The organism is Stenotrophomonas sp. X (assembly GCF_055721025.1).
The window spans coordinates 1,856,138-1,882,417 of record NZ_CM146756.1 but is presented as its reverse complement, the minus strand read 5'-3'; the positions used below and the strand labels follow the sequence as shown (position 1 = coordinate 1,882,417).

The following is a 26,280-nucleotide window of genomic DNA, read 5'->3' as shown; positions in this document are numbered from 1 at the left end:
TAATAGCGCGTTAGTACATTAGCGCATTCTTGCGCAGTGCGTCAAATCGTCAGTTGGGGTACGGCAGGGCTGCTGCCCTGCACCCGCAGAGGCAAGAGCCAGAGCAACAGCAGAGCTGGTTTCCGAGGGTTGGCGGGATGGATCCACTTGAGGGGGTGCTGCAAGTACCCCTCCGGGGCCCGGCCCAGCCGCTGGCGGCTGTGCGTTCGGGCGCTTGCGAAGCAGTGCTTCGCAAGCAAAGCGCCCTCACCCATGTAAGCTCGGTCGCCGCATTTATGCGGCTCACGCCCCCTCAACCGGACCCACCCCGCCTTCAACAGTTGGCCGCGAGCTGTCGGGACGGCCGGGGCCCGGAAACGAAAACGCCCACCGGTTGGTGGGCGTTTCCTTGAAGCGTTGCATGCTGCCAGTGGCCGTTACATCACCTTGGACTGCTCCAGCTCGACCTGCAGGGTGCTGGCCAGCTCGTCGCGGGAGACTTCGAACTGCTGCTCGCGCACCAGGTCCTTCACCGCCACCACGCCGCGCGCCAGCTCGTCCTCACCGGCCAGCACCACGAAGCGGATGCCGGCCTTGGCGGCATACTGGAACTGCTTGCCGATCTTCTTCGGCTCCATCTGCACTTCGGTATTGATGCCACCGGCGCGCAGGCGGCGGGCGATGTCCAGCGACTGCGGCATGCCCTGCTCGTCCATCAGCGCCACCAGTGCCTGCACGCTGCTGGCCTCGATGCCATCGATCAGGCCGGCCTCGCGCAGCTGCCAGAACAGGCGCGACAGGCCGATGGAAATGCCCACGCCCGGCAACTTGGACTTGCTGTAGTGGCTGGCCAGGTCTTCGTAGCGGCCGCCCGAGCAGATCGAGCCGATCTGCGGGTGGTCGGTCAACGTTGTCTCGTAGACGGTGCCGGTGTAGTAGTCCAGGCCGCGCGCAATGGAGAAGTTCAGGCAGTACGCGGTTTCCGGCACGCCCAGCGCCTGCACCAGCTGCAGCACTTCGCGCAGTTCGGCCACGCCGGTACGCAGGATTTCCGAAGAGCCGCCGTCGGCTTCAAGCGTGGCCAGCTGCGCCAGCGCATCGGCATGGCCCTGCGAACGCACGGCCACAAAGGCCAGGATCTTCTCGACCTGCTCGGCCGGGATGTTGAAGCCCTCGCCCACCAGCGTCTCGCGCACGTAATCGGCGCCGCGCTTGTCCAGCTTGTCCACTTCACGCAGCACCGCCAGCTGGCGCTCGCCTTCGGCCACGCCCAGGCTCTCGAAGAAGCCGCGCATGAGCTTGCGGTTGTTCAGCTGGATGCTGAAGTCACCGATGCGCAGTTCCGAGAACACGGCGTGGATGACCGCCAGCACTTCGGCATCATAGCGAACGCTCAGGCTGTCCTTGCCGATCACGTCGATGTCGCACTGGTAGAACTCGCGGAAACGGCCGCGCTGGGCACGCTCGCCGCGGTAAACGCGCTGCATCTGGTAGCGACGGAACGGGAAGGTGAGTTCGTGTTCGTGCTCGGCCACGTAGCGTGCCAGCGGCACGGTCAGGTCGAAGCGCAGCGCCATCTCCGGCAGCGAACGGTCGCCCGATTCGGCCGCATTGGCCAGCGCACCGGTGGACTGCACGAAGTACACCTGGCGCTCGGTCTCGCCGCCGGACTTGGTCAGCAGCACGTCGGACAGCTCGAACACCGGCGTCTCCACCGGCAGGAACCCGAAGCGCTCGTAGTTGCGGCGGATCACGTCCAGCATGCGCTGGAACGCAATCTGCTCGCGCGGCAGCAGTTCAAGGGTGCCGGGCGGGGTACGGGGCTTGATCACGGGCGGAACTCCTGCTGGAACGGGACGTGGGAGGGGGCGACATTCTAGCGCCCCCGCCTCGGGCAGGGTCGAACGGCCGCTTGAAGTATCATAAGGCCCTCCCCGCCCGCGATACGCCCCCGCAACATGTCACGGCCTTCCGGCGCTCCGCCCGCCACCAACGATCCCGCCTCGCCGTCCTGCACCACGCTGGACTGCCTGCACTGCTCGGTTCGCCACCTTGCGGTGTGCTCGGCGCTGTCGCCCGATGAAGTGCAGGCGCTGGAACAGGTCACCGTTTCGCAGCAGGTCAGCATGGGCAGCACGCTGGCCCGCACGGGTGAAGAACGCGACCATGTCTATACATTGACTGCCGGCGCACTGCGCCTGGTACGCACCCTGGCCGACGGCCGCCGCCAGATCAACGGCTTCGTGCTGCCCGGCGACTACCTGGGCCTGAGCGGCAGCGACCATCACCGCTACGACATCGAAGCCATCGCCGACAGCCGTGTCTGCCGCGTCGCGCTGCCACAGATGAAGGCGCTCCGCAGCCGCTTCCCGCACCTGGAGCGCAAGCTGCTGCAGCGTGCCTGCCAGGAACTGGATGCCGCGCAGGACGCTGCACTGGCGCTGGCACGCCTGCAGCCGGCCGAGAAGCTGGCTGATTTCCTGCTGCGCCTGGCCGCGCGTGAAGCCAGGCTGGGCGGCGACGGCCTGCGCGTGTCGCTGCCGATGGGCCGAGGCGACATCGCCGACCATCTGGGCCTGACCATGGAAACGGTCAGCCGCACCTTCACCAAGCTGCGCCAGCAAGGGCTGATTGCCCTGCCCCACCTGAACGTGGTGGAGATCCTCGACGAGGACGGGCTGCGCACGCTGGCGGGTGAAGGGTTGATCTGAGGGTTTCGCAGTTCATGGGGTTGCCGGCCAGCGGCCGGCACTACCCGTGTTGCGCGAAGCGCATTGTAGAGTCGAGCCATGCTCGACTCATCGCGCCGTGCGCGAACAGCAGCCGAGCATGGCTCGGCTCTACATGGGAGCCAACACCTCACGCAACGCCGCGTAATCGGCGGCCAACGGTTCGGCGTGTGCCGGCCGCTGCAACAACGCATCCAATGCCGGCGGCACGGCCACAGGTTCGCCGATCAACGGCTCGACCACGGCCTCGAACTTGGCCGGATGCGCGGTGGCCACCACCGCCCAGTCGCCCTTGGCACCACGGGCGCGCAGGTCCTGCAGCACCTTCACCGCCGTAGCCGTATGCGGGCAGAACAGCTCGCCCCTGCTGGCATGCGCGGCGGCAATGGTGGCCCGGATGGTCACGTCATCCACCGCAAACGCCCGGAAGGCAGCACGCAGTTCGGCATCGTCGCCCTGGTAGAGCCAGCGCAGGCGCTCGAAGTTGCTGGGCGCCCCCACATCCATGGCATTGGCCACGGTCGCCACGCTGGCCTGGGGGTGGTACTCGCCACCGTTGAAGTACGCCGGCAATACGGCGTTGGCATTGGTGGCCAGCACGATCTGTCCGATCGGCACGCCCAGCGCGCGCGCCAGCACTGCGGCCATTGCGTTGCCCAGGTTGCCAGTCGGCACCACCAGGTTGAGCCGGCGACGATGCAAGGCGTAGTGGCTCAGTGCTGTATGTGCGTAGTAACTCATCTGCGGCAGCAGGCGACCGAGGCTGATGCTGTTGGCCGAGCTCAGCGGCACCCGTGCCTGCAGTTCGCGGTCGGCCAGCGCCTGCTTGACCATGGCCTGGCAGTCGTCGAAGGCACCGGCCACGCACAGCGCCTGGATGTTGTCACCGAAGCAGCCGAGCTGGTGCGCCTGGCGCGGTGACACGCGGCCATCGGGATACAGCACCACCACGCGTACGCCTGGCTGGCGATGGAAGGCCGCGGCAACGGCGGCGCCGGTATCGCCGGAAGTGGCGACGACGATGGTCAGATCGCGGTCCTTGCCGGCCTGCAGCCGCGACAGCGTACCGGCCAGGAAACGCGCACCAATGTCCTTGAACGCCGCCGTCGGTCCATGGAACAGTTCCAGCACGTGGTCACCGTCGCCGAGCGCGCGCAGCGGCACCGGGAAGTCGAACGCCTCGCGGCAGATCGACGGTAATCCGGCCTCCAGCGCATCCCCGGCGAAGAACGGTGCCAGCAGGTCTGCAGCGGTATCGGCCAGGGTCGCACCGGCTTCCAGCTCACGTGGCGCCGGCAGTGCCTGGGGCACGTACAGGCCACCATCGGGTGCCAAGCCTGCAGCAATGGCCGCGCTGAGGCCAACGGCCGGGGACCGGCCGCGGGTCGAAACGAATTGCATGGGTTCAGTATCCAAAGAGGGAGAAGGATTCAGCACAGCCGGGCTCCCGGCGTATCCAGAGGCGACACCCAGGCATCGCTGTCAAAGCCGGCAGCAGCGAATGCGGCCTGCACCGGCGCCGCGGCAGCGTGGGCCTGGTCGGCATCTTCGAACCAGGCGAACACGCTGGGGCCGGCACCGGAGATGCCCGCGCCCATGGCACGGGCTGACAACGCCGCATCGCGAGCCACCTCGAAGCCGCCGATCAGACCCGCCCGTCGCGGCTCCACCAGCACATCGCGCAGGCCAGCGCGCACCAGCGCCGCGTCGCTGCGATGGCAGCCGCTGAGCACCAGCGCAAGATTCGCACTCTGCGCCACGAATTCACCCAGCGCATAGCTGCCTTGCAGCGCCTGGCGTGCCAGACGGGTTTCCAGCACCGCGTGCGGGTGCACCAGCAGGCTGTGCCAACTGGCTGGCACAGGGATCGGCAGCAGGCGGTCAGCCGTGCACAACGCCAGCCCGCCGAGCAGCAGCGGCCCCACGTTGTCACCATGGCGGCCTCCACTGGCCACGGCCTCGCCATCCAGGGCAAACGGGTACAGCGCCTCGCGCGAGAGCGGCGCATCCAGCAATGCATTGGCAGCAACCAGCGCAGCGACGCACGACGCTGCCGAGCCCCCCATGCCGGAGCCGAATGGAATGCCCTTGTCGATCTCCACCGCGAAGCCGAAGTGCAGGCCCAGCCCTGCGCGCAGCGACATCAACGCCGCACCTGCCGTGTTTCCGGCCGCCTCCAGTGGAAGTTCGACCGCACTGCCACGGATGGCCTCGATGCGCACCACCGGCTCATCGATACGCCGCACGCTCACCGTATCGCCAACGCCTGCAATGGCATGCCCCAGAATGTCGAAGCCCACCGCCACATTGGCCACCGAGGCGGGCGCAAATGCACGTGCGATCACAGGCGTGCTCCCTCGCCAGCGGCTACCCGCAGCAGGTCGGCGAACACGCCCGCCGCCGTCACTTCCGGTCCAGCGCCCGGTCCCTGCACCACCAGCGGGTTGTCGCAGTAGCGGCGGGTACGGAACTGCACCACGTTGTCGGTCAGCCGCAGGTTGGCGAAGGCATGGTCGGCCGGCAGTTCCTGCAGGCCCACCGAGGCGCCGTCGGTGCCCAGCCGTGCCACGTAGCGCAGCACCGCGCCACGCGCCCGTGCATCCTGCAGGCGCTGCAGCAGGCTGGCGTCGGACTCGCCCAGCCGCGCCATGAAGTCATCCACGCTGCCGTCGCGCAGCAGTGCCGGCACCAGGCTTTCCACCTGTACCTGTTCCAGGCTGAGCGCGTGGCCGGCCTCGCGTGCAAGGATCACCAGCTTGCGTGCCACGTCCACACCGGACAGATCATCGCGCGGGTCCGGCTCGGTATAGCCCATCGACCGCGCCTGCGCGACCAGCTGCGAGAACGGCTGGCTGCCATCGAAGCGGTTGAACAGCCAGGCCAGCGTGCCGGAGAAGATGCCCTCGATGGCCAGCACCTCGTCACCGGTATCGACCAGATCGCGCAGCGTGGTGATCACCGGCAGGCCCGCGCCCACCGTGGCCTCGTAGCGGAAGCGCGCGCCACTGGCCGCTGCGGCGGCGCGGATGCGCTGGTAGCGTGGCAGCGGCCCGGCACCCGCCTGTTTGTTCGGGGTGACCACATGGATGCCCGCCGCCAGCCAGCCCTCGTAGCGCTCGGCCACCTCGGCACTGCCACTGCAGTCGATCACCACCGCATGCGGCAGGTGCGCAGCCAGCAGGTGCTCGGTGAAACGATCAAGGTCGCTGGATTCACCCGCGTCCCGCAGGGCCTCACGCCAGTCCGCATGCAGGCCGTCCACTTCCAGGCGCATGCGCGAACGCGAGGCCAGCGCACGCAGGCGAAGATCCACATTGGCCTTGGCCAGCAGCTGCGGGCGCGCGGCCAGCAACTGATCCAGCAGTGCGGCGCCAACGTTGCCGGGCCCGATCACACCGACCGCGAAGGTCTGCGGCGACAGCCAGAAGCCTGCATGCGCCGCGCGCAACGCACGGGTGGCATCGGCACTATCCACGGCGACCGAGATGTTGCGCTCGGACGAGCCCTGCGCGATCGCCAGGATGTTCACCTGCGCACGCCCCAGTGCCTCGAACAGGCGCGCCGCCACACCTGGCTGCCCGGCCATGCCGTCACCGACCGCAGCCAGTACGCTGACGCCCTCACTGACCTGCACGCGCTGCACCTGTCCCGCTGACAACTCGTGCGCAAAGGCGTGCAGCAGTGCATCACGGCCACGGCCGGCTTCGGCAGCACGCACCACGCAGCAGATTGAATGTTCCGAGGAACCCTGCGAGATCATCACCACCGACACCTGCGCCTGGCGCAGGGCGGCAAACACGCGCTCGGCGGTACCCGGCACGCCGATCAGGCCGGTGCCTTCCAGGTTCAGCAGGGCCAGGCCGGGACTCAGGGTCAGGCCCTTCACCGGCCCGCGCGGTGAGCGCTCGGCGCTGATCCGCGTACCCGGATGCGCCGGCTGGAACGTATTGCGGATGAAGATCGGCAGGCCGAGGCGGATCGCCGGCGACATCGTCTGCGGGTGCACCACCTTGGCGCCGAAGTACGCCAGTTCGCAGGCCTCGTCGTAGCTCAGCGCTTCCAGCTGCACCGCCTCGGGCACCAGCCGCGGGTCCGCCGACAGCACGCCATCGACATCGGTCCAGATGTGCAGCTCGTCAGCGTTGAACAGCGCGGCAAAGATCGCACCGGAATAGTCGCTGCCGTTGCGACCGAGGGTGGTGATGCGGTCATCGCGATCGCGTGCGACGAATCCGGTGGCAACCAGGCGCGGCTGCGGATGCTGCAGGCGCCACTTGGCCAGTCGGTCGGCACTGGCTTCCCAGTCGACATCCACGCCGAGTTCGCCATGCCCGACCACAAGCACATCGCGCGCGTCGAGTACCGCGCAGTCTTCGCCCAGCGCGCGCAGGTGGGTACCAAGCAGCTGTGCGGAAAACACTTCGCCCAAGCCCTGCACACGGTCCAGCACCTCGCGCGGCAGCTCGCCGATCACTGCCAGCGCGGCCAGCACTTCGGCCAACTGATCGAAGCGGGCGTCGATCCATTCAACCGTCTCGCCCACCTGCTCGCCCAGCAGCGCCACGGCAGCGCCGCGATGGCGTGCGCGCAGGGCATGCCAGGCCTCACGCCAGCCTTGATCGCCCTTGGCCGCCAGCTGGGCCAGTTCGATCAGCGCGTCGGTGACGCCCTTCATCGCCGAGACGACAGTGACCTGCAGCGATTCGGGGCGGGCCAGCAGCAGGCCGCCCACATGGCGATAGCGTTCGGCATCGGCCACCGAGGTGCCGCCGAACTTGTGCACGACGGTGGACGGTGCAGCCAGGTCGGCCGGGGCAACGGAATGAGCGGGAGCGTGGGAAGACATGCAGACCTCGGTAGGAGGCCCCGTCGCATGCAGGTGTCGAGTTTCCCCGCCACCTGTAGGTGCGGGGCCGTGGTTTTCGGGAGTTACACGAAGACGACGGGCCGCACCAGGGCAGTGGTGACGGTGGTGGTGGTAATGGTGGTGATGGTCGCGACCGGCGCAGTCGTAGTGCCCGCAATGGCGGGGGCGATCAGGCTGGCGTGGGCGGCATCAAGGACCATGGCGCACAGAAAACACCGTGCGCCCGGCCGCTGTCAAGTGCTGCGATGCAGAAAATCGATGCAGCGATCATCGGCCAACGTGCGGGCATTTGGTTGCATCTGAGACCAAGCCGGCATCAGCACGCTTGACGACTGCATTCAGCCGGCATGTTCGGCGATCGCCCGTGGTGTGCGGTGGGCATGCGCGCACAGCATCACACCGGCCACCAGGAACACGATTGCCAGGGCTTCCAGCAGCGAGGGCCAGCGCTGCTGCCATGCAAAGGCGTACAGCAACGCGAACAGGGTCTCGAACACGATCATCTGGCCAGTCAGGGTCAGTGGCAGCAGACGGCTGGCACGGTTCCAGAACGCGTTGCCGAGGATCGAGGCCACCACTGCCACGCCGGCGCTGATCGCCCAGAACCCGCTCCATTGCGCCGCCGTATGGCTGCCGGTGTGCCCGATGAAGGCCATCGGCACCAGCAGCAGGGCCAGGCCGCCGGTGGTGACGCCGGTCAGCAGCGACCAGTCGTGGCTGGACAGATCCGGTCGGCGCGCCAGCCAGCGGCTGTTGCCGATCGAATACAGCGCCCATGAGAACAGCGCACCGAACGCGCACAGCAGCCCGATCAGGCGCTGCCGCCACGGGGTGGCCAGGTGCTCGGACATCAGCGCTTCCCAGCCAACCAGTCCCACGCCGAGCACGCAAAGGCCCAGCGCCGGCAGCAGCTGCCTCAGCGGCACCGCCCCCTGCTCGCGCACGCCAACCAGGGTGACCACCACAGGAATCAGGCCGACGATCAGCGATGCCGCAGCGCCACCGGCCCACTGCACGGCGGTCGCCAGCAGCAGGAAATACACCAGGTTGCCTGCCAGGCTCAGCCACAGCAGGCCGATCCATTCGGCACGGCCCAGCCGCGGTGCCAGCCGCTTCCATCGCGGCAGCAGCAGGGCGACTGCCATCAGGCCATAGACCAGGTAGCGGCCGGCGGACAGTTGCAGCGCATTGAACGACTGAAGCACGGCAGGCGCGAGAAAGACCACGCCCCATAGTGCGCCAGCGGCCACGCCATTGGCGATGCCCACGGCCATCGGGTTGTTGCGCATTCGGGTTGTCCGGGGGGGATGGAACGGGCCGCGCAGTGTAAGCGCTGGCCGGTGGGCACTCTTGACCGAGGCTACTGCCTTGTCACCTCTGTAGTGTAGAGCCGAACCCATGCTCGGCTGCGATTCGCCGTTGTGCAGACAAGGGCAGCCGAGCATCGGCTCGGCTCTACAACTCAGCCGGCACCCTTGCGCCACGCAGCGGGGGTCTGGCCACATTCGCGGCGCAGCGCACGGGTCAGTGCGCTCTGCTCGGAATAACCTGCAGCCAGTGCGATATCGCTGATCGGCGCGGCAGTGGTGCGCAGCTGATGCTTGGCCCAACGCAAGCGGCACGCACTGAGCCAGGCCTGCGGGCTCAGCCCGAACTCGCGCTGGAACAATGCATGCAACCGGCCCTCGCTGACACCGACAAATCCGGCCATCCGGGCAACCGGCCAGGCCCGGCCGGGATCGGCCTGCACCGCCGCGCACAGGCCCTGCATGCGCGCCCCACTGCCCGCCGGTGCAAATACCTGCAGCAACTGCGGCAGCAGCGCCGGCATCGGCTGCCCTGCCTGCACCTCGGCCAGACGCTGACGCAATGCCAGCGGCAGATGCAGCGAGCGCTGGCGGCACAGATGCTCCTGCGTGCCGTCATCAAGCACGCCTGGAGGACAATCAACGATCACGAAACCATTGGGGCCGTCCGCCATCTGGTCATGTGCTTCGCCGGCGGCGACAAATGCCCCCTGCAGCAGGTCCAGCCGGCCGCCGCGCCCTTCCATCTCGAACTGCAGTTCGCCCTGCAGCGGCAGCACCCACTGCGCGTAGTCATGGCGGTCCAGGCCGGTGGCCTGCCCGTAGTGCCGCAGATGGAAGATGGCGCCCATCCGGGCAGTGTGCGCGTGTAACAACGGCCGTGCAAACCGCTGCTATAGTCGATCCGTCATCCAACGCAGGGAGTGCAGGTCATGACCCATCAGCGGCTGTCCCTGGTGCTTGCCACCAGCCTCGGCCTGGCGCTCACCGCCTCGGCCTCCGCGCAGGAACGTACGCCACCGGCCCCGCACTGCATGGACGCGGTCGGCGTCCAGGAAGTGGAGCAGGCGTCATCGCGTTCAATCGCCCTGCGAGCCGCCTCCGGCCAGGCCTATCGGATCGACTTCAGCGAAGAGTGTCCCGGCGTCCGCAGTGCTACCACGCTGAAACTTGAAGCACCCGCCGGCTGGGCCTGCGGTCGCCCCAGCGAGCGTGTGGTGGTCGATGGCCGCAGCTGCGCGATCAGCGCGGTGACCCCCGTGCAGGATCGCGACTACGCCAGCGTGGCCCGCGACAGCGACCGCCTGCGCATGGCCACCCTGCCCGCCCTGACCATCCGCGAGCGCAGGGACATCCGCCGCAGTTTCGGTGGTTCGCCGTCGTACTGCTTTGCCACGCGCAACGTGCGCGCGTGGTCGTCCGACCCGCAGGGCATGCTGGTGGAGACCAATCCGCATCGCAATGGGGGTCACCGCTACTATCGCGTGGAGCTTGGCAGCCACTGCCGCCAGCTCGACCGTGCGCCGCAGCTGAGCTTCCACTCCGGCATGCAGAACGGCCTGATCTGTGGCAATCCGGGCGATCGCATCCTCACCGCCGGATTCGAGAATGGTGACCTGCGCAACGACGCGCTGGCGCCGCTGCCGCAGTACACCCGCGGCGGCTGCACGATCCAGGCGGTCTATCCGGCGTCCAGCCAGGCGTCGAACTAACCGTCGACGCCGAGGAACGCAAACGGTGCGCTGGGCACGAAGTGGCCCAGCGCGTCGCCGGAAAAGGTATTGCGCTGGTCCGGACCGAGATCAAGCTTGAGCACCTTGCCGCCGAAATCGACCTTGTTCAGGTCGACCCAGAAGGTGTTCGGTGTCAGTGCCGATTCGAAGAAGTACAACCGCCGCTTGTGGTCGGCCACGGTGCGCCAGCGCGTGGATGAAATATTCGGTTCGCCCGGGGTGGTGATGCCATACGGTACCGAGGCGTTGCGGATCACGCTGAACACACTGGCCAGCGCCACCACCGGGTCTTCCGCCTTGGGAATGGCGTTGATGTAGAACGAGGCGCGCGCGAAACGGTCGGCTGAGCGGTTGGTGCCCGGCAGCATCACCGTGCCGCCGATCTGCTGCCAGTAGCTGTTGAGTGCCAGCTGCTGCTCGAAGATCGGTGAATTGGTCATCACCTGGTAGCGCCGGTCATGGTGGATCACCTGGCGACCGCCGATGTATTCGACGATGGCGCTGTCGCCACTGGCATCTGACAGCGACAGATGCAGCGTGGCCTGGCGGTCTTCGCCCGGCACCTTGTCGGTGACGATCGCGTACGGCTCGCGCTGCAGCGCCGCGACCGCCTCGTCTACGGTGGCGAAGTTGTCCAGCACATACTGCGCCCATAGTGAGATGGCCAGGCCCGGCTTGTTGCCGCGCTGCTTCGGATACTCCGATTCGACCAGCCACAGCAGGTTGGCCACCAGGCCTTTCTCGTTCATGCCATCGGTGGTCGATACGTCATAACCGGTGGCCACCACCGAGCCGTAGCGCGCCGTCCAGGCCAGCGACTTCGGCCCGGCCTGGCCGGTGCGCGCGATGCCGCGCGGCAGCACGTAGAGGTTGGTCGCCACATCGACCTTCCAGTCCATGGAGCGAGCGGTGATCACATCACCGTTGTCGCCCAGGTAGACCGCGCGCGTGCAGGCCAGCGCCGGTGCCACTGCGGCAGCCAGCGCGAGCGCCAGCAGTGCCCTTTCCTTCCACTTCATCCGTGCCATGTCGTTGCGCTCCTTTCCCCGTGATCCGTGGATATGACGCGATTCAGGGTGATACAGCGGTGAAGCCCCGGCGAACCAGGCGATCGTGCAGCCAGAAACCTGCAATCATCGCCGGCACGAACCAAAGCGCTTCGCGCGATCCCACCGCCAGCCCGGCGATGGCAGGGCCCGGGCAATAGCCTGCCCAGCCCCAACCCATTCCGAACAATGCCGCGCCCAGCACCAGGCGCACATCGACAGCGCGCGCGGCGGGCAATTGGAAGCGCGTTGCGCATGACGGCTGCGGGCGCCGCAGCACCCAGCGCTGGCCAACCGCGCTGACCAGCAATGCAGAGGCCAGCACCCAGGCCAGGGTGGGATCGAAATCGCCAGCGATATCGAGGAAACCGAGGATGCGGCGCGGATCGGTCATGCCGGCCAACGCCAGGCCTGCGCCGAAAAGCGCGCCTGCCGCACCGGCGGCCACCATCGCGCGGCTCATGCGAAACCTCCGCCGTGACGGATCAGGAACGTGGTCAGCATGGCGCAGGCCATGAACACCAGCACCGCCAGCAGCGACCGCTTTGAGCCGCGGGCCAGGCCGCAGACTCCGTGACCGCTGGTGCAGCCATTGCCCAACCGCGTACCGAAGCCGACCAGCAGGCCGGCACCGATCAGCTGCCACGCCGGCAAGGCGTCACGCAACAGGTTGCGGGGCGCTTGGCCTGGCACGGCCTGCCACCACAGCACCAGCCCCGCTGCTGCCAGCAATCCCAGCAGGAATGCCCAGCGCCAGCCGCGCTCGCCCGGCGTTGCGCGCAGGCTGCCAGCGGCGATGCCGCTGATGCCGGCTACCCGGCCCGTGGTTGCCAGCAACACCACCGCCGCCGCACCGATCAACGCGCCCCCCGCGACGGCGGCCCACGGCACGGTCATGACCTGCCTCCAGTTGTCCCGTTCATTCGCTTGCCTTTTGAATTAGATTTTTCTAAATTAGCGTCTTCTAAATCAAAAGGTCAACCATGGCCCGCATCGAGTTCGACAGTGCCGCGATGGCCGGGCATGCCGCCCAGGCCGCTGCGCTGCTCAGAAGCCTGGCCCATCCTGCACGGCTGCGCGTACTGTGCCGGCTGGTCGAAGGCGAGGCGCCAGTACCGGAACTGCAGGCACTGACCGGGCTCAGCGCATCAGCGCTGTCCCAGCATCTGGCGGTGCTGCGCGGACTTGGCATCGTCGCGACCCGGCGCGAAGCGCAGTCGATCCACTACCGGGTGGTGGAAGGGCCGGCGCTGGGCGTATTGCAGGCGTTGCACGCCGCGTACTGCGGAAGTGCAGCGCGCTGAACCTTCCACGCAGGTTCAACCTGCGTGCAGCACCGGTTGCACGACCTGATCGAGCAGATCCACCGGGGTCGGCGCCGACAGGTCACCATGCAACGCGCGGGTGAAACCTGACCAGTCGCTGGAAGACAGTTGCCGCAGCAGCGCCTCCTCCACCGGCAACGCGCGCATCGACCAGTACGGAAACTGGCGCTGGCCGAGGCGGCCACGCGCCAGTTCGATGATGTCGATATGGCTACCGGCCTGCAGGATGCGTTCGTACACCGAATCGATACCATCCGGCGGCCCTTCGATGTACTGCAGGAATCGCCCACCGTCATGCAGCAGCACACCGGTCACGCCCGCCATCTTGTTGAAACGGGCTGCATCATCGACCAGCGCCCGCAGCCGTTCAGCGGAAAGATCCGGCAGCGCCTGGCTGACGTAGGCGATGGCACGCAGTGGCATGGCGCTTCCTTGACAAGATGTACACCCACGGTAGCAGCTACGGACGAGTCCGTCTCAGTGCCCGCGGGTGTTTCCTGAAGAATTCAGGTAGCGGCCGCCGGCAGCCCCTCTGTGCGCCTCGGCAACCGGGCTTCGAACACCACCTGACCGGCTTCATTGCGCGCTGCGATGTGCCCGCCGTGCGCGCGCACGAACTGATCGACGATATACAGGCCCAACCCCAGGCCATTGCTGGGATGGAAGCTGGCCTTGAACGGCTCGAACAGGCGCGGCAGCAGCGCGTCGTCGATCCGTCCCGCGTTGCTCACCCGCAGCAGCACGCTGCACGGATCACGGCCGTCCACCTCCACCCTCGCCTCGCTGCCATGGGTGAGCGCATTGCCGATCAGGTTGGCGGCAACCTGACCCAGCCGATCCAGATCACCCTGCAGGCGGGTATCGCCCTGCATATCCAGATGCAGCCGTGCGTGGCCGTGGGCGCTGCCCGCTTCGGCCACCACCGCACGCGTGACCTCGGCAAGATCACAGGCGCTGGCCTGCAGGCGCAGCCCGCCGCTGCGGATCCGCGAAAAGTCCAGCAGCTGCTCGACCATGCGCGCCATGCGCAGCGTGCTGGCCTCCAGGTGCTTCAAGGTCTGCTGCGCGCCGTCATTGCCCGCAGGAAGCTCCAGCGCCAGCTTGTCGGCACACAGCAGGATCGCCGACAGCGGCGTGCGCAGATCGTGGGTGAGCACCGCCGCCATCGTCTCGTTGAGCTTGAGCGAGCGCTCCAGCGCCTCGTTGCGCGCCTTCAGCAGCTGCCGCTGCTGGTACAGCTCGATGAAGACATTGACCTTGCTCAGGATCACCTGCGGCGCCACCGGCTTGTGCAGGAAGTCGACCGCGCCGGTTTCGTACCCCTTGAACGCGCGCAGCGGGTCGTCCGGCGAGGCGGTCAGGAAGATGATCGGCACATCCCGGCTGCGGTGTGAACCGCGCATCAGCTCGGCAAGGGTGAAGCCATCGATCTCCGGCATGTGCACGTCCAGCAGGGCCAGCGCCACCTCATGCTCGAGCAGCAGTTCCAGCGCCTGTGCGCCCGAGCCGGCCAGCAGCAGGTTCACGCCCTCGCGCTGCAGCAGCGCCTGCATGGCCACCAGGTTCTGCGGCACGTCATCGACGATCAGCAGGTTGACCGGGGTCTGCGACTGCGCAGGGTCCGGCGGCAACAGGTTCATGCAAACAGCTCCTTCAGGCGACGGCACATCAGTTCGAGGGGCAGCACGGCATCGGCGCCGGCGTGCTGCAGGGCGGAGGCCGGCATCATCGATGCCTCGGCCTCCTCGGGACATTGCAGCCAGGCGCGGCCGCCGGCGGCGCGCACCGCGGCCACCCCTTCACTACCATCGCTGCTGGCACCGGTCAGCAGCAGGGCCAGCACCTGCGCGCCGAACACGGCCGCAGCCGACTCGAACAATGGATCGATCGCCGGGCGTGAAAACAGCACCGGTGCGTCCACCGACAGCGCCAGCGAACCGGCGTCTTCCACCAGCAGGTGATAGTCCGGTGGCGCAAAGGTCACCGTGCCAGGCTGCAGCGGCTGCTTGTCTTCGGCCTCGCGCACCGGCAGCGCACAGTACGGCGCCAGCACTTCGGCGATGCGGCTGCTGCGATCGCGCGGAAGGTGCAGCACCGCCAGCACCGGCGCCGGTAGAGCCGCGGGCAGCGCGCCGAGCACCGCCTGCAGCGCCGCGACCCCACCCGCCGAGGCCCCGATCACCAGCACCGCCGGTCGTGTCGGCAGTGCCATCAGGCAACCTTCCGGTACAGGCGATGCTCCCGCGAGCAGGTCTCGAACGCGCCGTGGTGGCGCCCGAACTGCAGCGACTCCTTGCTGCCCAGGCCAAGGAAGCCGCGATGCACCAGCGCTTCACGGAACAGGCCTACCGCGCGGTCCTGCAGATCGCGGTTGAAATAGATCAGCACGTTGCGGCACGACACCAGATGCACTTCGGAGAACACGGTGTCGGTGGCCAGGCTGTGGTCGGCGAACACCACGTTGCGGCGCAGCTGGCGATCGAACACCGCGCCATCGTAGGCCGTGGCGTAGTAGTCGGACAGCGAGGCGGTGCCACCGGCCGCCAGGTAGTTCCGGCTGAACTGGGCCATCCGGTCGATGCCATAGGCGCCGGCCTCGGCGGTGGCCAGGGCTGCCGGATTGATGTCGGTGGCGTAGACGATGCTGCGCTCCAGCAGGCCTTCCTCGTGCAACAGGATCGCCAGCGACCACACTTCCTCGCCGGTACTGCAACCGGCCACCCACAGCTTCACCGACGGGTAGGTGCGCAGCACCGGCACCACCTGCTCGCGCAGCTCGCGGAAATAGGCCGGGTCACGGAACATCTCCGAGACCTGCACGGTGAAGAACTGCATCGCCTGCGCGAACAGGTCCGGCTCGTGCAGCAGGCGGTGCTGCAGGTCGGCCAGCCGCTCGCACTCATAGCGCTGCATGGCCTGGCGGATCCGCCGGCGCAGCGACGACACCGCATAACTGCGGAAATCGTAGTGGTAGCGCTGGTACAGCGCTTCCAGCAGCACCTTCAGCTCCAGGTCGAACAGGGCCTGCTCGTTCATTGCCGCGAGCACCAGACCCGGCACAGCGAAACCAGCTTGTCGACGTCGATGGGTTTGGCGATGTAGTCGTTGGCGCCGGCCTGCAGGCAGCGCTCACGGTCGTCCGGCATGGCCTTGGCGGTCAGCGCGATGATCGGCAGGTCCTGCAGGTGGCGCTGCGCGCGGATTTCGCGCATCGCAGCAAGGCCATCCTTCTCCGGCATCATGATGTCCATCAGCACCAGGTCGACCTCGCGCTCAGCCAGCCGATCCACCGCTTCCTGGCCATTGCGCGCGATCTCCAGCGTGACGCCGAGGGGTTCGAGCACGCTGGACAGTGCGAAGATGTTGCGCACGTCGTCCTCGGCCAGCAGCACCGTCCGACCGTCGAGCACGGTGTCGCGACGGCGGGCCTCGCGCAGCAGGCGCTGCTGGTCGCTGGGCAGGCTGGCCTCAACGCTGTGCAGGAACAGGGTCACCTCGTCCAGCAGGCGCTCGGGCGAACGTGCGCCCTTGATGATGATGCTCTTGGAATAGCGGCGCAGGCGCTGCTCTTCCTCGCGACTGAGTGCGCGGCCGGTATAGACGATCACCGGCGGGAAACCGACATCGTCGTTGCCGGCCATGTGCTCGAGCAGGTCGTAGCCACTGCCGTCGGGCAGCGACAGGTCCATCACCATGCAGTCGAACGTGACCGTACTGAGCTGTTCCAGTGCGCCGGCCAGGGTGCCTACGGCGACGATCTGCAGCTGGTCGCGGCCCAGCAACAGTTCCAGGTTGTGGCGCAGCTCGTTGTCGTCCTCCACGATCAGCAGCCGCCGCATGTCGCGCTGGCTGGTCTGTTCCAGCTGTTCGATGGCCGTCACCAGCCGCTCGCGCGTGGTCGGCTTGATCGCAAAACCGATCGCGCCGAGCTCGCGCGCTACCTGGCTGCGGTCCGTGGCCGAGACCACATGCACCGGGATGTGGCGGGTGTCCGGGTTGCGCTTCAGGCGTTCCAGCACGCTCAGGCCCGACACGTCCGGCAGGCCGATATCGAGCAGGATGCCGTTCGGGCGCAGTTCGCTGGCCAGGGCCAGCGCCTCTTCCGCCGTGCCCGCCACCACGCAGTCGAAGTCCAGTTCATGGGCCAGCGCCACCAGCGCTTCGGCGAACGTGGCATCGTCCTCGACCGCCAGGATGAGGCGCCCGGCACGCTGGCGGCGACCGCGGTCGTCGGCTACGCCGGCCATCGCAGTAACCGGCGCTGCCGCGGTCGCAGCGCGTACGGGCGCGGCCGGCAGCACGGCCGGCGCCGTCGGCGGCGCCGCCACGGGGACCTCGGCAGCGTCGGCTGCGCTCGCCGCGGGCGCCCCCTGCAACGGCAGCTCCAGGATGAAGCAGCTGCCGCGCCCGGGCTCACTGTCGACCTGGATGCCGCCGCCCATGCGCTCGGCCAGATCGCGCGAGATCGACAGGCCCAGGCCGGTGCCGCCGTAACGACGGCGGGTGCTGCCATCGGCCTGGCGGAACGCTTCGAAGATGACGTCCAGCTGCTCGCGGGCAATGCCGATGCCGGTGTCACAGACCTCGAACCGGATGCGGCCGTTGCCGCCGGCACGCACGTGCAGGCTGACCTTGCCATGCTCGGTGAACTTCACCGCGTTGGCCAGCAGGTTCTTCAGGATCTGCTGCAGCCGCTGGCTGTCAACCACCATCTGGGTCGGTGCCAGGGCGTCGGCTTCGATCTGCAGGGCCAGGCCCTTCTGCCGCGCCATCGGCTCGAACGTCTCGCGCAGGCGCTGCAGCGCGCTCTCGACCACCACCACTTCATCGGACAGTTCGACATGGCCGGCCTCGATGCGCGACAGGTCGAGGATGTCGTTGATCAGCGCCAGCAGGTCGTTGTTGGACGACAGGATCGCACGCGCGTACTTCACCTGTTCCTCGGTCAGCGTGCCGTCCTTGTTGTCGGCCAGCAGCTTGGCCAGGATCAGCGAGCTGTTCAGCGGCGTACGCAGTTCATGCGACATGTTGGCCAGGAATTCGGACTTGTAGCGCGAGGTGGCGGCCAGTTCGTTGCTGTTGCGCACCAGCTGGCTCTGCGCGACCAGCAGCGCCTGCTTCTGCGCCTCCAGCTCGTGGGTGCGCTCTTCCAGCTGGACGTTGCTCTGTTCCAGCTCGGCCTGCTGTTCTTCCAGATGGCTCTGCGACTGCAGCAGGCTGCGGCTCTGCTCTTCCAGTTCCTCGTTGGCCACGCGCAGCTCTTCCTGCTGGGCCTGCAGCTCCTCGCCCTGGCGCTGCGACTCTTCCAGCAGCACCACCAGCTGCGCCCGCAGCAGCGATGCGCGCAGTGCCATGCCGATGGTGTCTGCGCAGCGCTCAAGCAGCTCGCGATCCAGATCACGCTGTTCACCCGCCCGAGCGCGGCCCAGCTCGATCACACCGACCACCGCACCATCGCTGTTGATCGGCGCCAGGATGCGCTCGCGCACCGGCAGCCGGCCCAGGCTGGTCTGCAGTTCGAGCACGGCAGCGTCTTCGCCGTGCAGGTGGCGGATGCGTTCGTCCCGGGCAACCTGCCCGGCAAGTCCTTCGTGCAGGGCCAGGGAGGCCGGCGTCCCGGAGGGCAGCGCCACGCCACCGGTCAGCTGCAGGCGGCCGCCGTCCAGGCGATAGACCGCACCGACCTCTGCATCCAGCTGCCCGGCCAGGCTTACTGCTGCCGCCTCGGCGATCTGCTCCGGCCCGAGGTCACCGCGCAGGCTCATCGCCACGGCGTTCTCGGCCTCCTGCAGCCAGAGCGCGCGCATCGCCTGGCGCCGGGCCTGGATCGCGCGCGAGACGATCAGTGCGATCATCAGGAAGGCGCAGCCACCGACGGTACGGTTGACAAGCGAGAACGACGAATTGTTGCTGGCTGGCGCAACGTTGAAGCCGATCACCAGCAGGACACAGGCGATCACCGCGACCACGAACGGCGCGCGTGCACTGCGCTGGAATACCGTCACGCCGACCGCGAGGAAGTAGGCCAGCCATACCGCGTAGCCGAGCGGAACGACCAGTTCCAACGCGATGGTCGCGGCCAGCAGCACGGCGGACGTCATCCAGATCCAGCGGTCACGCGTAGTCGCACCAGGACGCATGCAGGTCGGTTCCAGAAGGCAAAGGGTGGAAGATGGTACTCCGTGTCGCATTCAGCCGCACAGGACAAATGGCACGTGTCAGGTGTGCACGCATCCTTCACACTTGAGTGCCTAGCTTCACGTCCCTCACAGGGGTAACACTTATTTACACGTGGACGCAGCCGCCTCTACGACGTCCGTGCTGACGGACCCTTCCCGACAACTGCGACTGCTGATCGACAGCGTGCGCGACCATGCGCTGTACCTGCTTGATCCTGAAGGCATCGTGTGCAGCTGGAACCCGGGCGCCGAACGTATCAAAGGCTATTCAGCCGATGAAGTGGTGGGAACGCACTTCAGCCGCTTCTACCTGGCCGCCGACCGCGAGGCCGGCGAACCCCAGCGCCTGCTTCGCGTCGCAGCGCAGCAGGGGCATGTCGCCAGTGAGGGCTGGCGCGTTCGCCGCGATGGCTCGTCGTTCCGCGCCAGCGTGGTCATCGAACCGGTCGTGGAAGCCGGCGAACTGCTCGGCTTCGTCAAGATCACCCGTGACATCACCGAGCAGTGGCAAGCGCAGCGGCTGCTGCGCGATGCCCAGCGTGCGCTGCGCAATACCCAGCAGTTCGAGACGGTTGGCCGGCTCAGCCGCGGCCTCTCACATGAGTTCAACAACCTGCTGACCACCATCGGCAACGCCCTGGACCTGCTGTCGCTGCGTGTCAGCAGTGACGATGCACGCGCAGCCGAGCTGCTGGATGCAGCGCAGGCAGCCACCGACCGCGGCGCGCTGCTGACCCGCCAGCTGCTGGCCTTCAGCACCGGCCAGACCCTGATCCGGGAATCGGTGGACATCAATGCGCTGGTACGGCAGTGGCTGCCGGACCTGCAACGCGCCTGCCCGCCCACGGTGGTACTGGATGCCGATCTCACCCCGGGCCTGCCGCAGGTGAGCACCGATGCGATGCAGCTCCAGACCGCCCTGGCGAACCTGGTGGCCAATGCCGTGGAGGCCACCGCCGATGGTGGCCGCATCCTGATCGGCACCGCGTTGGAACATCGCCTCGACCCGGATGCGGACACCACGCTGCAACGCGGCTATGTCACCCTCAGCGTCTGCGACGAAGGCCACGGCATGGCCGCCGACATCGCCGAGCGGGCCAGCGAGCCCTTCTTCACCACCAAGGACATCGGCAAGGGCAGCGGCCTGGGCCTGAGCCAGGTGTTCGGATTCACTACCCAGAGCGGCGGCTTCGTCGATGTGTCCACCACGCCCGGTGTCGGCACCACGGTCAGCCTGCTGCTACCCGCAACCGAGGAATTTGCCCATGACCGATGACCCGATCCGCGTACTGATGGTGGAGGACCAGAACGATCTGCGCGAGATGATCGGCATGGCCCTGCGCGATTTCGGCATCGAGGTGTCCACCACCGCCGACGGGCATGAAGCCGCTGCGTTGCTGAAGGGCGACGCACGCTTCGACGTGGTGTTCAGCGATGTCAGCATGCCCAATGGCATGTCCGGAATCGAGTTGAGCGAGCACGTCGCCCGCGAACAACCACAGGCGCGGATGATCCTGTCGTCCGGCTACGCACGTTCGCAGCTGCCGCCGCTTCCGGAGCAGGTGGAGTTCCTGCCCAAGCCCTATCGCCTGCGCCAGCTGGTTGAACTGCTCAAGCAGGACTGAAGGCGTACCGGCCTGCGTGGTCATGCTCAGCGCCAGGCCCGCTGCATGAACAGCAGCGCTGGCGTGGATGCAGTGTCCACCGGCTCGAAGCCGAGGGACCGGTACAACGCAACTGCGGCGGCATTGTCCCGATAGACCCGCAAGGTCAGCCGTTCAACGGCATCAGACTGGAACGCCTGCTCGATCAGCGCGTGTACCAACCTCCGCCCGAGACCGCAGCCCCGCGCCTGCGGGGCAACCAGCAGACGGCCCAGATGCATCGTACCCGGCTGGGTGCGCCAGGCCTGGCCGAAACCCACGCGCATGCCGTTTTCTGCCAGCAGCAGCCATCCCGGGCGTTCGCGCAGCTGCAATACGTTCTCGAACTGATCGGGTGGCAGTGGATAGGGCACGCCCGGCCCGGCCCAGCGCAACGTGGCTGCGGCCGAATCCAGCCACCCGGCGATGAGCGCGTAGTCGTGGGGTTGCACGGGCTGCAGGCGGTGATCCATGGCGGCCGGATCGCAGGGTGAGGCGCCAGCATATCCGAGTGGCCTCGCGGGCAGCGCGCGGACGTGGCGCCGCGAACATGGTGACCCCGGCCCGATTCGAACGGGCGACCTTCCCCTTAGGAGGGGGACGCTCTATCCAGCTGAGCTACGGGGCCATGCAGCAGGGAAGTTTACAGGCAACGTGCCCTGCCCTCCAAGCATTCATGTTCCACCCGGTTCCGCTGGCGCGTTGCACCATGGCCGGTCGGGGCGCTCTGCTACCATCGGCGATTCAGTTCATCGCGTCCCCCACCTGCCCGCGATGGCACCAAACAACGTAACGAAACACAGGAGTCTGCATGTCTTCCGAGCTGCTCAAGTCCCTTGGCCTGGACGCGATCAACGCTGGCACGTACCTGGGCAACGGGGAGTGGTCGAGCGCGACCAGCGGTGAGCTGATCACCCCGGTCAACCCGACCACCGGCGAGCCGATCGCGCAGGTCCGCGCCACCACCGAGGCCGAGTACGAGACCGTCGTCGCCCGCGCCCAGGAAGCCTTCAAGGTCTGGCGTACCACGCCGGCCCCTCGCCGCGGTGAAGCCGTGCGCCTGTGCGGTGAAGCACTGCGCAGGCACAAGGACGCTCTGGGTTCGCTGGTTGCCCTGGAAATGGGCAAGAGCAAGCCGGAAGGCGATGGCGAGGTGCAGGAGATGATCGACATCGCCGATTTCGCCGTGGGCCAGAGCCGCATGCTGTACGGCTACACCATGCATTCCGAGCGCCCCGGCCACCGCATGTACGAGCAGTACCATCCGCTGGGCCTGGTCGGCATCATCTCGGCCTTCAACTTCCCGGTTGCGGTGTGGAGCTGGAATTCGTTCCTGGCGGCGATCTGTGGCGACGTGTGCATCTGGAAGCCGTCCAACAAGACGCCGCTGACCGCCATCGCCTCGCTGAAGATCTGCAACGACGCCCTGCGCGAAGCGGGCTTCCCGGACATCTTCTACCTGATCAACGATGCCGGCACCGCGCTGTCGGAAAAGATGGTCGATGACCGCCGCGTGCCGCTGATCAGCTTCACCGGCTCGACCCAGGTCGGCCGCACCGTCAACGAAAAGGTCGCACGCCGCCTCGGCCGCTGCCTGCTGGAGCTCGGCGGCAACAACGCGATCATCCTGGACGAAACCGCCGACCTGAAGCTGGCCGTGCCGGGCATCGTGTTCGGCGCTGTCGGCACCGCCGGCCAGCGCTGCACCACCACCCGCCGCCTGATCGTGCACCGCTCGATCTACGCCGACGTGCTGGCCACCCTGGTCAAGGCCTACAAGCAGGTCGAGGGCAAGATCGGCGACCCGACCGATGCCGCCAACCTGATGGGCCCGCTGAACAGCGAAGGCGCCGTGCAGCAGTTCCTCGATGCCATCGCCCAGGCCAAGGCGGCTGGCGGCACCATCGAGACCGGCGGCACCCGCATCGACCGCGCCGGCAACTTCGTGCTGCCTGCAATCGTCACGGGCCTGAAGAACAGCGACGCCGTGGTCCAGCACGAGACCTTCGCACCGATCCTGTACGTGATGCCGTACGACACCCTCGACGAAGCCATCGACATGCAGAACGGCGTGCCGCAGGGCCTGTCGTCCTCGATCTTCACCCAGAACCTGAAGACCGCCGAGAAGTTCCTGTCGGCCGCCGGCAGCGACTGCGGCATCGCCAACATCAACATCGGCACGTCCGGTGCGGAGATCGGCGGCGCCTTCGGTGGCGAGAAGGACACCGGCGGTGGCCGCGAGTCCGGTTCGGATGCCTGGAAGGTCTACATGCGCCGCCAGACCAACACCATCAACTATTCGGATTCGCTGCCGCTGGCGCAGGGCATCAAGTTCGACCTGTGATGGCAAACGACGCGGACACGTCTGTGGGTCAGAGTCCCTTCGGGGATCTGACCCATGCCCAGGGTCGGATCCCCGCAGGGGCTCCGATCCTCGATTTCAGCGGCCGCCGCGTGCTCGTTGCCGGCGGCAGCAAGGGCATTGGTCGTGAAATGGCACTGGCCTTTGCTGGTGCCGGTGCGCAGGTCTCGGTCTGCGCGCGCGGCCAGGCCGGCCTGGAGGCCCTGTGCGCTGACGCACAGGCGCAGGGAACGCCATTGCATGCGTTTTCCACCGATCTGGCCGACATCGGCCAGATCCAGGCCTGGCTGCAGGCCGCCGCCGATGCCTTCGGCGGCATCGATGTGCTCGTCAACAATGCCACCGGCTACGGCATGGCCGACAATGAGGAGGGCTGGGCCGCCAGCCTGCAGATCGACCTGATGGCGGCCGTGCGTGCCTCGCGCCTGGCCCTGCCCTGGCTGCGCGCGTCCGGCGATGCCTGCATCCTCAATCTGTCGTCGATTGCCGCGCAGCAGCCGCGTCCCGGCGGCGCGCCCTACGCCGCTGCCAAGGCCGCGCTTTCGCACTACACCACCTCGCAGGCGCTGGCGCTGGTCAAGGACCGGATCCGGGTCAACGCCATCGCACCGGGCTCGATCGAGTTCGATGACGGGCTCTGGGACCGTCGCCGCATCGAGGATCCAGCGCTGTACCACGGCACCCTGGCGAAGATCCCGTTCGGCCGCTTCGGCCATCCGCGCGAGATTGCCGACGCCGCCCTGTTCCTGTGCTCGCCACTGGCGCGCTGGGTTACCGGCAGCGTGCTCAACGTGGATGGCGGCCAGGTGTTGATGGGCTGAATTTGTAAAGCCGAGCCCATGCTGGGCTTGCACGCAAGACGCGGTCGATCCCGCATCAGCCCAAGGGGGCAGCCGAGCATGGGCTTGGCTCTACAGGGCACTGCCCATGGGATTGCCCGGGCAGAGGCACTATCATGTGCACACTGCCAAGGAGGACCCGATGAGCGTGGCACCCCGACAGACAAGCGCCCTGGCCGTGGTCAGCCTGGTCATGGGCATCGCCAGCTGGACCGTCCTGCCCTTCGTGGCCAGCATCGTCGCCATCATCACCGGCCACATGGCCCGCGCCGAGATCCGCCGCCGCCCGCATGAACTGGAAGGCGACGGCCTGGCCGTTACCGGCCTGGTGCTGGGCTGGGTCATGGTCGGCGCCGTGCTTGCCGCCATCCTGGTCTTCATCCTGTTCTTCGGCGGCCTGGCATGGCTGGCGGCGGTGTCGAACTGACGCCATGACCGCCTCCGACAGCACTGAACGCTTCAGCAGCCGCGTCGCCGACTACGTCCGCTACCGGCCCGATTATCCGCCCGCCCTGTTGGAGTGGCTGCATGGCCCGATGGGCGTCAGCCGCAAGGCCGTGGTCGCCGACATCGGCGCCGGCACCGGTATTTCCAGTCGCCTGTTCCTGGCCAGCGGCCATCCAGTAGTCGCGGTTGAACCCAACGCCGCCATGCGGGGCGCGGCCGCGGAATGGCTGGCACCGCAGTACCCGCAGTTCCGTGCGGTGGACGGCCGCGCCGAGGCCACCACACTGGACGATGCCAGCATCGATCTGGTCAGCGTCGCGCAGGCCTTCCACTGGTTCGACACCGTCGCGGTGCGCGCCGAGTGGCAGCGCATCCTGCGCCCCGGTGGCCAGGCACTGATCTACTGGAACTCGCGCCTGCTCGATGCCAGCCCGTTCCTGATCGGCTACGAACAGTTGCTGCTGGACTACGGCACCGACTACACCGCTGTGGCCGAGCGCTACCAGGACGATGCCACCATGCAGGCCTGGTTCGGCCCCGGCCTGCGCGGCAGGGTGGAGCTGCCGAACGTGCAGCATCTGGACTTCGACGCCCTGCGCGGGCGCCTGCTGTCCTCCTCCTACGCACCCCAATCCGGTCATCCTCGCCACGCGGCGATGATCGACGCTCTGCAGGACCTGTTCGCCGCCCATGCGGTGGACGGCCAGGTCGCTTTTGAATATCGAACCCGAGCCTTCCTCGGCACGCTGGACTGAACCGACGCATGTATTCGCTTGCCCGCCCCTTCCTGTTCTCGCTCGACGCCGAGCGCGCCCACGGCCTCGGCCTGTCCGCACTGGACCTGGCCTATCGCACCGGCACCACGCCGCTGCTGGCCGCACGCATCGCGCCGATGCCCAGCACGGTGTTCGGGCTGACCTTCCCCAATCCGGTCGGCCTGGCCGCCGGCCTGGACAAGAACGGCGAGCACATCGATGCACTGTTCGCGCTCGGCTTCGGCTTCGTCGAAATCGGCACCATCACCCCGCGCCCGCAGGCCGGCAATCCGCAACCGCGCCTGTTCCGCCTGCCGGAACACAACGCGATCATCAACCGCATGGGCTTCAACAATGCGGGCGTGGACGCGCTGGTGCGCAACGTTGAGCGCGCGCGCAACCGCCGCGGCCTGCTCGGCATCAACATCGGCAAGAACAAGGACACCCCCAACGAACAGGCCGTGGACGATTACATCGCCTGCCTGGACAAGGTGTACCCGCTGGCCGATTACATCACCGTCAACATCTCCTCGCCCAACACCGCCGGCCTGCGTGAGCTGCAGGAAGAGACCGCGCTGCGCCAGCTGGTCAGCCAGCTGCGCGACCGCCAGGAAGACCTTGCTGCCCGCCACGGCCGACGCGTGCCGATGCTGGTGAAGGTGGCGCCGGACCTCAGCGAACGCGATATCGACGCCGCCGCCCGCGTGCTGGGCGAACTGCAGGTGGACGGCGTGATCGCCACCAACACCACCATCGACCACAGCAAGGTGGCCGGCGACCCGCTGGCCAATGAGGCTGGCGGCCTGTCCGGTGCACCGGTGCTGGAGCAGTCCACCCTGGTGCTGCGCCGCCTGCGCGCGCGCCTGCCCGAATCGGTGCCGCTGGTCGGCGTCGGCGGCATCCTGTCCGGCGCCGATGCGGTAGCCAAGATGGCGGCCGGTGCCGCACTGGTGCAGTGCTACAGCGGCCTGATCTTCCATGGACCGGCGCTGGTTTCCGAATGCGTGGAGGCGATCCGTCGCCGCCGTGAAGCGCCGAGCCGCGGCGCGGTGGCTCCGCTGTGAGCGCG

The 26,280-nt window shown here is 67.6% G+C and carries 26 protein-coding genes and 1 tRNA gene; 10 read left to right on the top strand and 17 right to left on the bottom strand.

All coding sequences use genetic code 11. From position 1 onward, the window contains the following. Positions 1 to 416: 416 nt before the first annotated feature. The gene (gene hisS / locus ACZ75I_RS08710; RefSeq protein ID WP_346476425.1) at positions 417 to 1,811 is read right to left on the bottom strand and encodes a histidine--tRNA ligase; all 1,395 of its coding nucleotides are present in this window, start codon (positions 1,809 to 1,811) and stop codon (positions 417 to 419) included. 126 nt (positions 1,812 to 1,937) lie between these two features. Between hisS and ACZ75I_RS08705 the strand changes: the two genes are divergently transcribed. Beyond that, on the top strand, positions 1,938 to 2,690 hold the full coding sequence (locus tag ACZ75I_RS08705; RefSeq protein ID WP_005416324.1) for a Crp/Fnr family transcriptional regulator: 753 nt from the start codon (positions 1,938 to 1,940) through the stop codon (positions 2,688 to 2,690). 129 nt (positions 2,691 to 2,819) lie between these two features. Here the strand turns inward: ACZ75I_RS08705 and thrC are convergent, their stop codons facing one another. From thrC to ACZ75I_RS08675, 6 genes are all read right to left on the bottom strand, one after another. After that, positions 2,820 to 4,109, bottom strand: a complete 1,290-nt coding sequence (gene thrC, locus ACZ75I_RS08700; RefSeq protein WP_346476426.1) for a threonine synthase — start codon at positions 4,107 to 4,109, stop codon at positions 2,820 to 2,822. A gap of 29 nt (positions 4,110 to 4,138) precedes the next feature. Then, entirely contained in the window at positions 4,139 to 5,053 is a 915-nt protein-coding gene (locus ACZ75I_RS08695) for a homoserine kinase (RefSeq protein WP_346476427.1), read from the bottom strand. Continuing rightward, entirely contained in the window at positions 5,050 to 7,554 is a 2,505-nt protein-coding gene (gene thrA, locus ACZ75I_RS08690; RefSeq protein ID WP_134968648.1) for a bifunctional aspartate kinase/homoserine dehydrogenase I, read from the bottom strand. Before thrA ends, ACZ75I_RS08695 begins: the two co-directional genes overlap by 4 nt. 83 nt (positions 7,555 to 7,637) lie before the next feature. Continuing rightward, the gene (locus ACZ75I_RS08685) at positions 7,638 to 7,775 is read right to left on the bottom strand and encodes a hypothetical protein (RefSeq protein ID WP_346476428.1); all 138 of its coding nucleotides are present in this window, start codon (positions 7,773 to 7,775) and stop codon (positions 7,638 to 7,640) included. 138 nt (positions 7,776 to 7,913) lie between these two features. Then, positions 7,914 to 8,864, bottom strand: coding sequence for a DMT family transporter (locus tag ACZ75I_RS08680; RefSeq protein WP_134968649.1), 951 nt, complete (start codon positions 8,862 to 8,864; stop codon positions 7,914 to 7,916). Between the two features lie 173 nt (positions 8,865 to 9,037). Continuing rightward, entirely contained in the window at positions 9,038 to 9,733 is a 696-nt protein-coding gene (locus ACZ75I_RS08675; protein ID WP_472958986.1) for a helix-turn-helix transcriptional regulator, read from the bottom strand. Between the two features lie 81 nt (positions 9,734 to 9,814). Here ACZ75I_RS08675 and ACZ75I_RS08670 point away from each other — a divergent pair, with 81 nt between their 5' ends. Further along, positions 9,815 to 10,594 carry a DUF6491 family protein gene (locus ACZ75I_RS08670; protein ID WP_154350669.1) on the top strand — a complete coding sequence of 260 codons (780 nt, stop codon included), beginning with the start codon at positions 9,815 to 9,817 and terminating at the stop codon, positions 10,592 to 10,594. Here ACZ75I_RS08670 and ACZ75I_RS08665 read toward each other — a convergent pair. From ACZ75I_RS08665 to ACZ75I_RS08655, 3 genes are read right to left on the bottom strand one after another with little or no spacing between them, the layout of a single operon-like run. Beyond that, entirely contained in the window at positions 10,591 to 11,643 is a 1,053-nt protein-coding gene (locus ACZ75I_RS08665; RefSeq protein WP_180868406.1) for a linear amide C-N hydrolase, read from the bottom strand. The genes ACZ75I_RS08670 and ACZ75I_RS08665 overlap by 4 nt on opposite strands. Before the next feature lie 43 nt (positions 11,644 to 11,686). Next, positions 11,687 to 12,124, bottom strand: a complete 438-nt coding sequence (locus ACZ75I_RS08660; RefSeq protein ID WP_180868408.1) for a DUF6691 family protein — start codon at positions 12,122 to 12,124, stop codon at positions 11,687 to 11,689. Further along, positions 12,121 to 12,558, bottom strand: coding sequence for a YeeE/YedE family protein (locus ACZ75I_RS08655; RefSeq protein ID WP_180868411.1), 438 nt, complete (start codon positions 12,556 to 12,558; stop codon positions 12,121 to 12,123). The genes ACZ75I_RS08660 and ACZ75I_RS08655 overlap by 4 nt, the downstream gene beginning before the upstream one ends. 86 nt (positions 12,559 to 12,644) lie before the next feature. Here ACZ75I_RS08655 and ACZ75I_RS08650 point away from each other — a divergent pair, with 86 nt between their 5' ends. Continuing rightward, on the top strand, positions 12,645 to 12,965 hold the full coding sequence (locus ACZ75I_RS08650) for an ArsR/SmtB family transcription factor (protein WP_180868413.1): 321 nt from the start codon (positions 12,645 to 12,647) through the stop codon (positions 12,963 to 12,965). 15 nt (positions 12,966 to 12,980) lie between these two features. On the opposite strand, the gene ACZ75I_RS08645 is transcribed toward ACZ75I_RS08650, so the two are convergent. The 5 genes from ACZ75I_RS08645 to ACZ75I_RS08625 all read right to left on the bottom strand — a co-directional run bounded on the left by ACZ75I_RS08645 (position 12,981) and on the right by ACZ75I_RS08625 (position 19,126). Next, the gene (locus tag ACZ75I_RS08645) at positions 12,981 to 13,409 is read right to left on the bottom strand and encodes a BLUF domain-containing protein (RefSeq protein ID WP_005416313.1); all 429 of its coding nucleotides are present in this window, start codon (positions 13,407 to 13,409) and stop codon (positions 12,981 to 12,983) included. A gap of 83 nt (positions 13,410 to 13,492) precedes the next feature. Further along, positions 13,493 to 14,626 (bottom strand): hybrid sensor histidine kinase/response regulator, encoded by a 1,134-nt coding sequence (locus ACZ75I_RS08640; protein WP_111201732.1) that lies wholly within the window; start codon positions 14,624 to 14,626, stop codon positions 13,493 to 13,495. Continuing rightward, positions 14,623 to 15,198, bottom strand: coding sequence for a chemotaxis protein CheB (locus ACZ75I_RS08635; RefSeq protein ID WP_049413816.1), 576 nt, complete (start codon positions 15,196 to 15,198; stop codon positions 14,623 to 14,625). The genes ACZ75I_RS08640 and ACZ75I_RS08635 overlap by 4 nt, the downstream gene beginning before the upstream one ends. Next, complete coding sequence (locus tag ACZ75I_RS08630) at positions 15,198 to 16,022, bottom strand: CheR family methyltransferase (protein ID WP_005416310.1); 825 nt, start codon at positions 16,020 to 16,022, stop codon at positions 15,198 to 15,200. Before ACZ75I_RS08630 ends, ACZ75I_RS08635 begins: the two co-directional genes overlap by 1 nt. Continuing rightward, a complete protein-coding gene (locus ACZ75I_RS08625; protein ID WP_061477848.1) occupies positions 16,019 to 19,126 on the bottom strand; it encodes a response regulator in 3,108 nt (1,035 codons plus the stop codon). Before ACZ75I_RS08625 ends, ACZ75I_RS08630 begins: the two co-directional genes overlap by 4 nt. Before the next feature lie 151 nt (positions 19,127 to 19,277). Between ACZ75I_RS08625 and ACZ75I_RS08620 the strand changes: the two genes are divergently transcribed. Both ACZ75I_RS08620 and ACZ75I_RS08615 read left to right on the top strand, forming a co-directional pair. Continuing rightward, a complete protein-coding gene (locus ACZ75I_RS08620) occupies positions 19,278 to 20,441 on the top strand; it encodes a two-component system sensor histidine kinase NtrB (RefSeq protein WP_472958985.1) in 1,164 nt (387 codons plus the stop codon). Further along, on the top strand, positions 20,431 to 20,790 hold the full coding sequence (locus ACZ75I_RS08615; RefSeq protein ID WP_134967971.1) for a response regulator: 360 nt from the start codon (positions 20,431 to 20,433) through the stop codon (positions 20,788 to 20,790). Before ACZ75I_RS08620 ends, ACZ75I_RS08615 begins: the two co-directional genes overlap by 11 nt. Positions 20,791 to 20,816: 26 nt before the next feature. Here ACZ75I_RS08615 and ACZ75I_RS08610 read toward each other — a convergent pair whose 3' ends face one another. Both ACZ75I_RS08610 and ACZ75I_RS08605 read right to left on the bottom strand, forming a co-directional pair. After that, positions 20,817 to 21,281, bottom strand: coding sequence for a GNAT family N-acetyltransferase (locus tag ACZ75I_RS08610; protein WP_472958983.1), 465 nt, complete (start codon positions 21,279 to 21,281; stop codon positions 20,817 to 20,819). 78 nt (positions 21,282 to 21,359) lie between these two features. Continuing rightward, positions 21,360 to 21,436, bottom strand: a tRNA-Arg gene (locus ACZ75I_RS08605). Positions 21,437 to 21,619: 183 nt separating this feature from the next. Between ACZ75I_RS08605 and amaB the strand changes: the two genes are divergently transcribed. From amaB to ACZ75I_RS08580, 5 genes are all read left to right on the top strand, one after another. After that, a complete protein-coding gene (gene amaB, locus ACZ75I_RS08600; RefSeq protein ID WP_472958981.1) occupies positions 21,620 to 23,152 on the top strand; it encodes an L-piperidine-6-carboxylate dehydrogenase in 1,533 nt (510 codons plus the stop codon). Continuing rightward, on the top strand, positions 23,152 to 23,991 hold the full coding sequence (locus ACZ75I_RS08595; protein WP_472958980.1) for an SDR family NAD(P)-dependent oxidoreductase: 840 nt from the start codon (positions 23,152 to 23,154) through the stop codon (positions 23,989 to 23,991). Before amaB ends, ACZ75I_RS08595 begins: the two co-directional genes overlap by 1 nt. A gap of 160 nt (positions 23,992 to 24,151) precedes the next feature. After that, positions 24,152 to 24,436 (top strand): DUF4190 domain-containing protein, encoded by a 285-nt coding sequence (locus ACZ75I_RS08590; protein ID WP_005413144.1) that lies wholly within the window; start codon positions 24,152 to 24,154, stop codon positions 24,434 to 24,436. 4 nt (positions 24,437 to 24,440) lie between these two features. Further along, positions 24,441 to 25,211 carry a class I SAM-dependent methyltransferase gene (locus ACZ75I_RS08585; protein ID WP_061477857.1) on the top strand — a complete coding sequence of 257 codons (771 nt, stop codon included), beginning with the start codon at positions 24,441 to 24,443 and terminating at the stop codon, positions 25,209 to 25,211. 8 nt (positions 25,212 to 25,219) lie between these two features. Beyond that, positions 25,220 to 26,275, top strand: coding sequence for a quinone-dependent dihydroorotate dehydrogenase (locus ACZ75I_RS08580; RefSeq protein WP_472958979.1), 1,056 nt, complete (start codon positions 25,220 to 25,222; stop codon positions 26,273 to 26,275). Positions 26,276 to 26,280 lie beyond the last annotated feature (5 nt).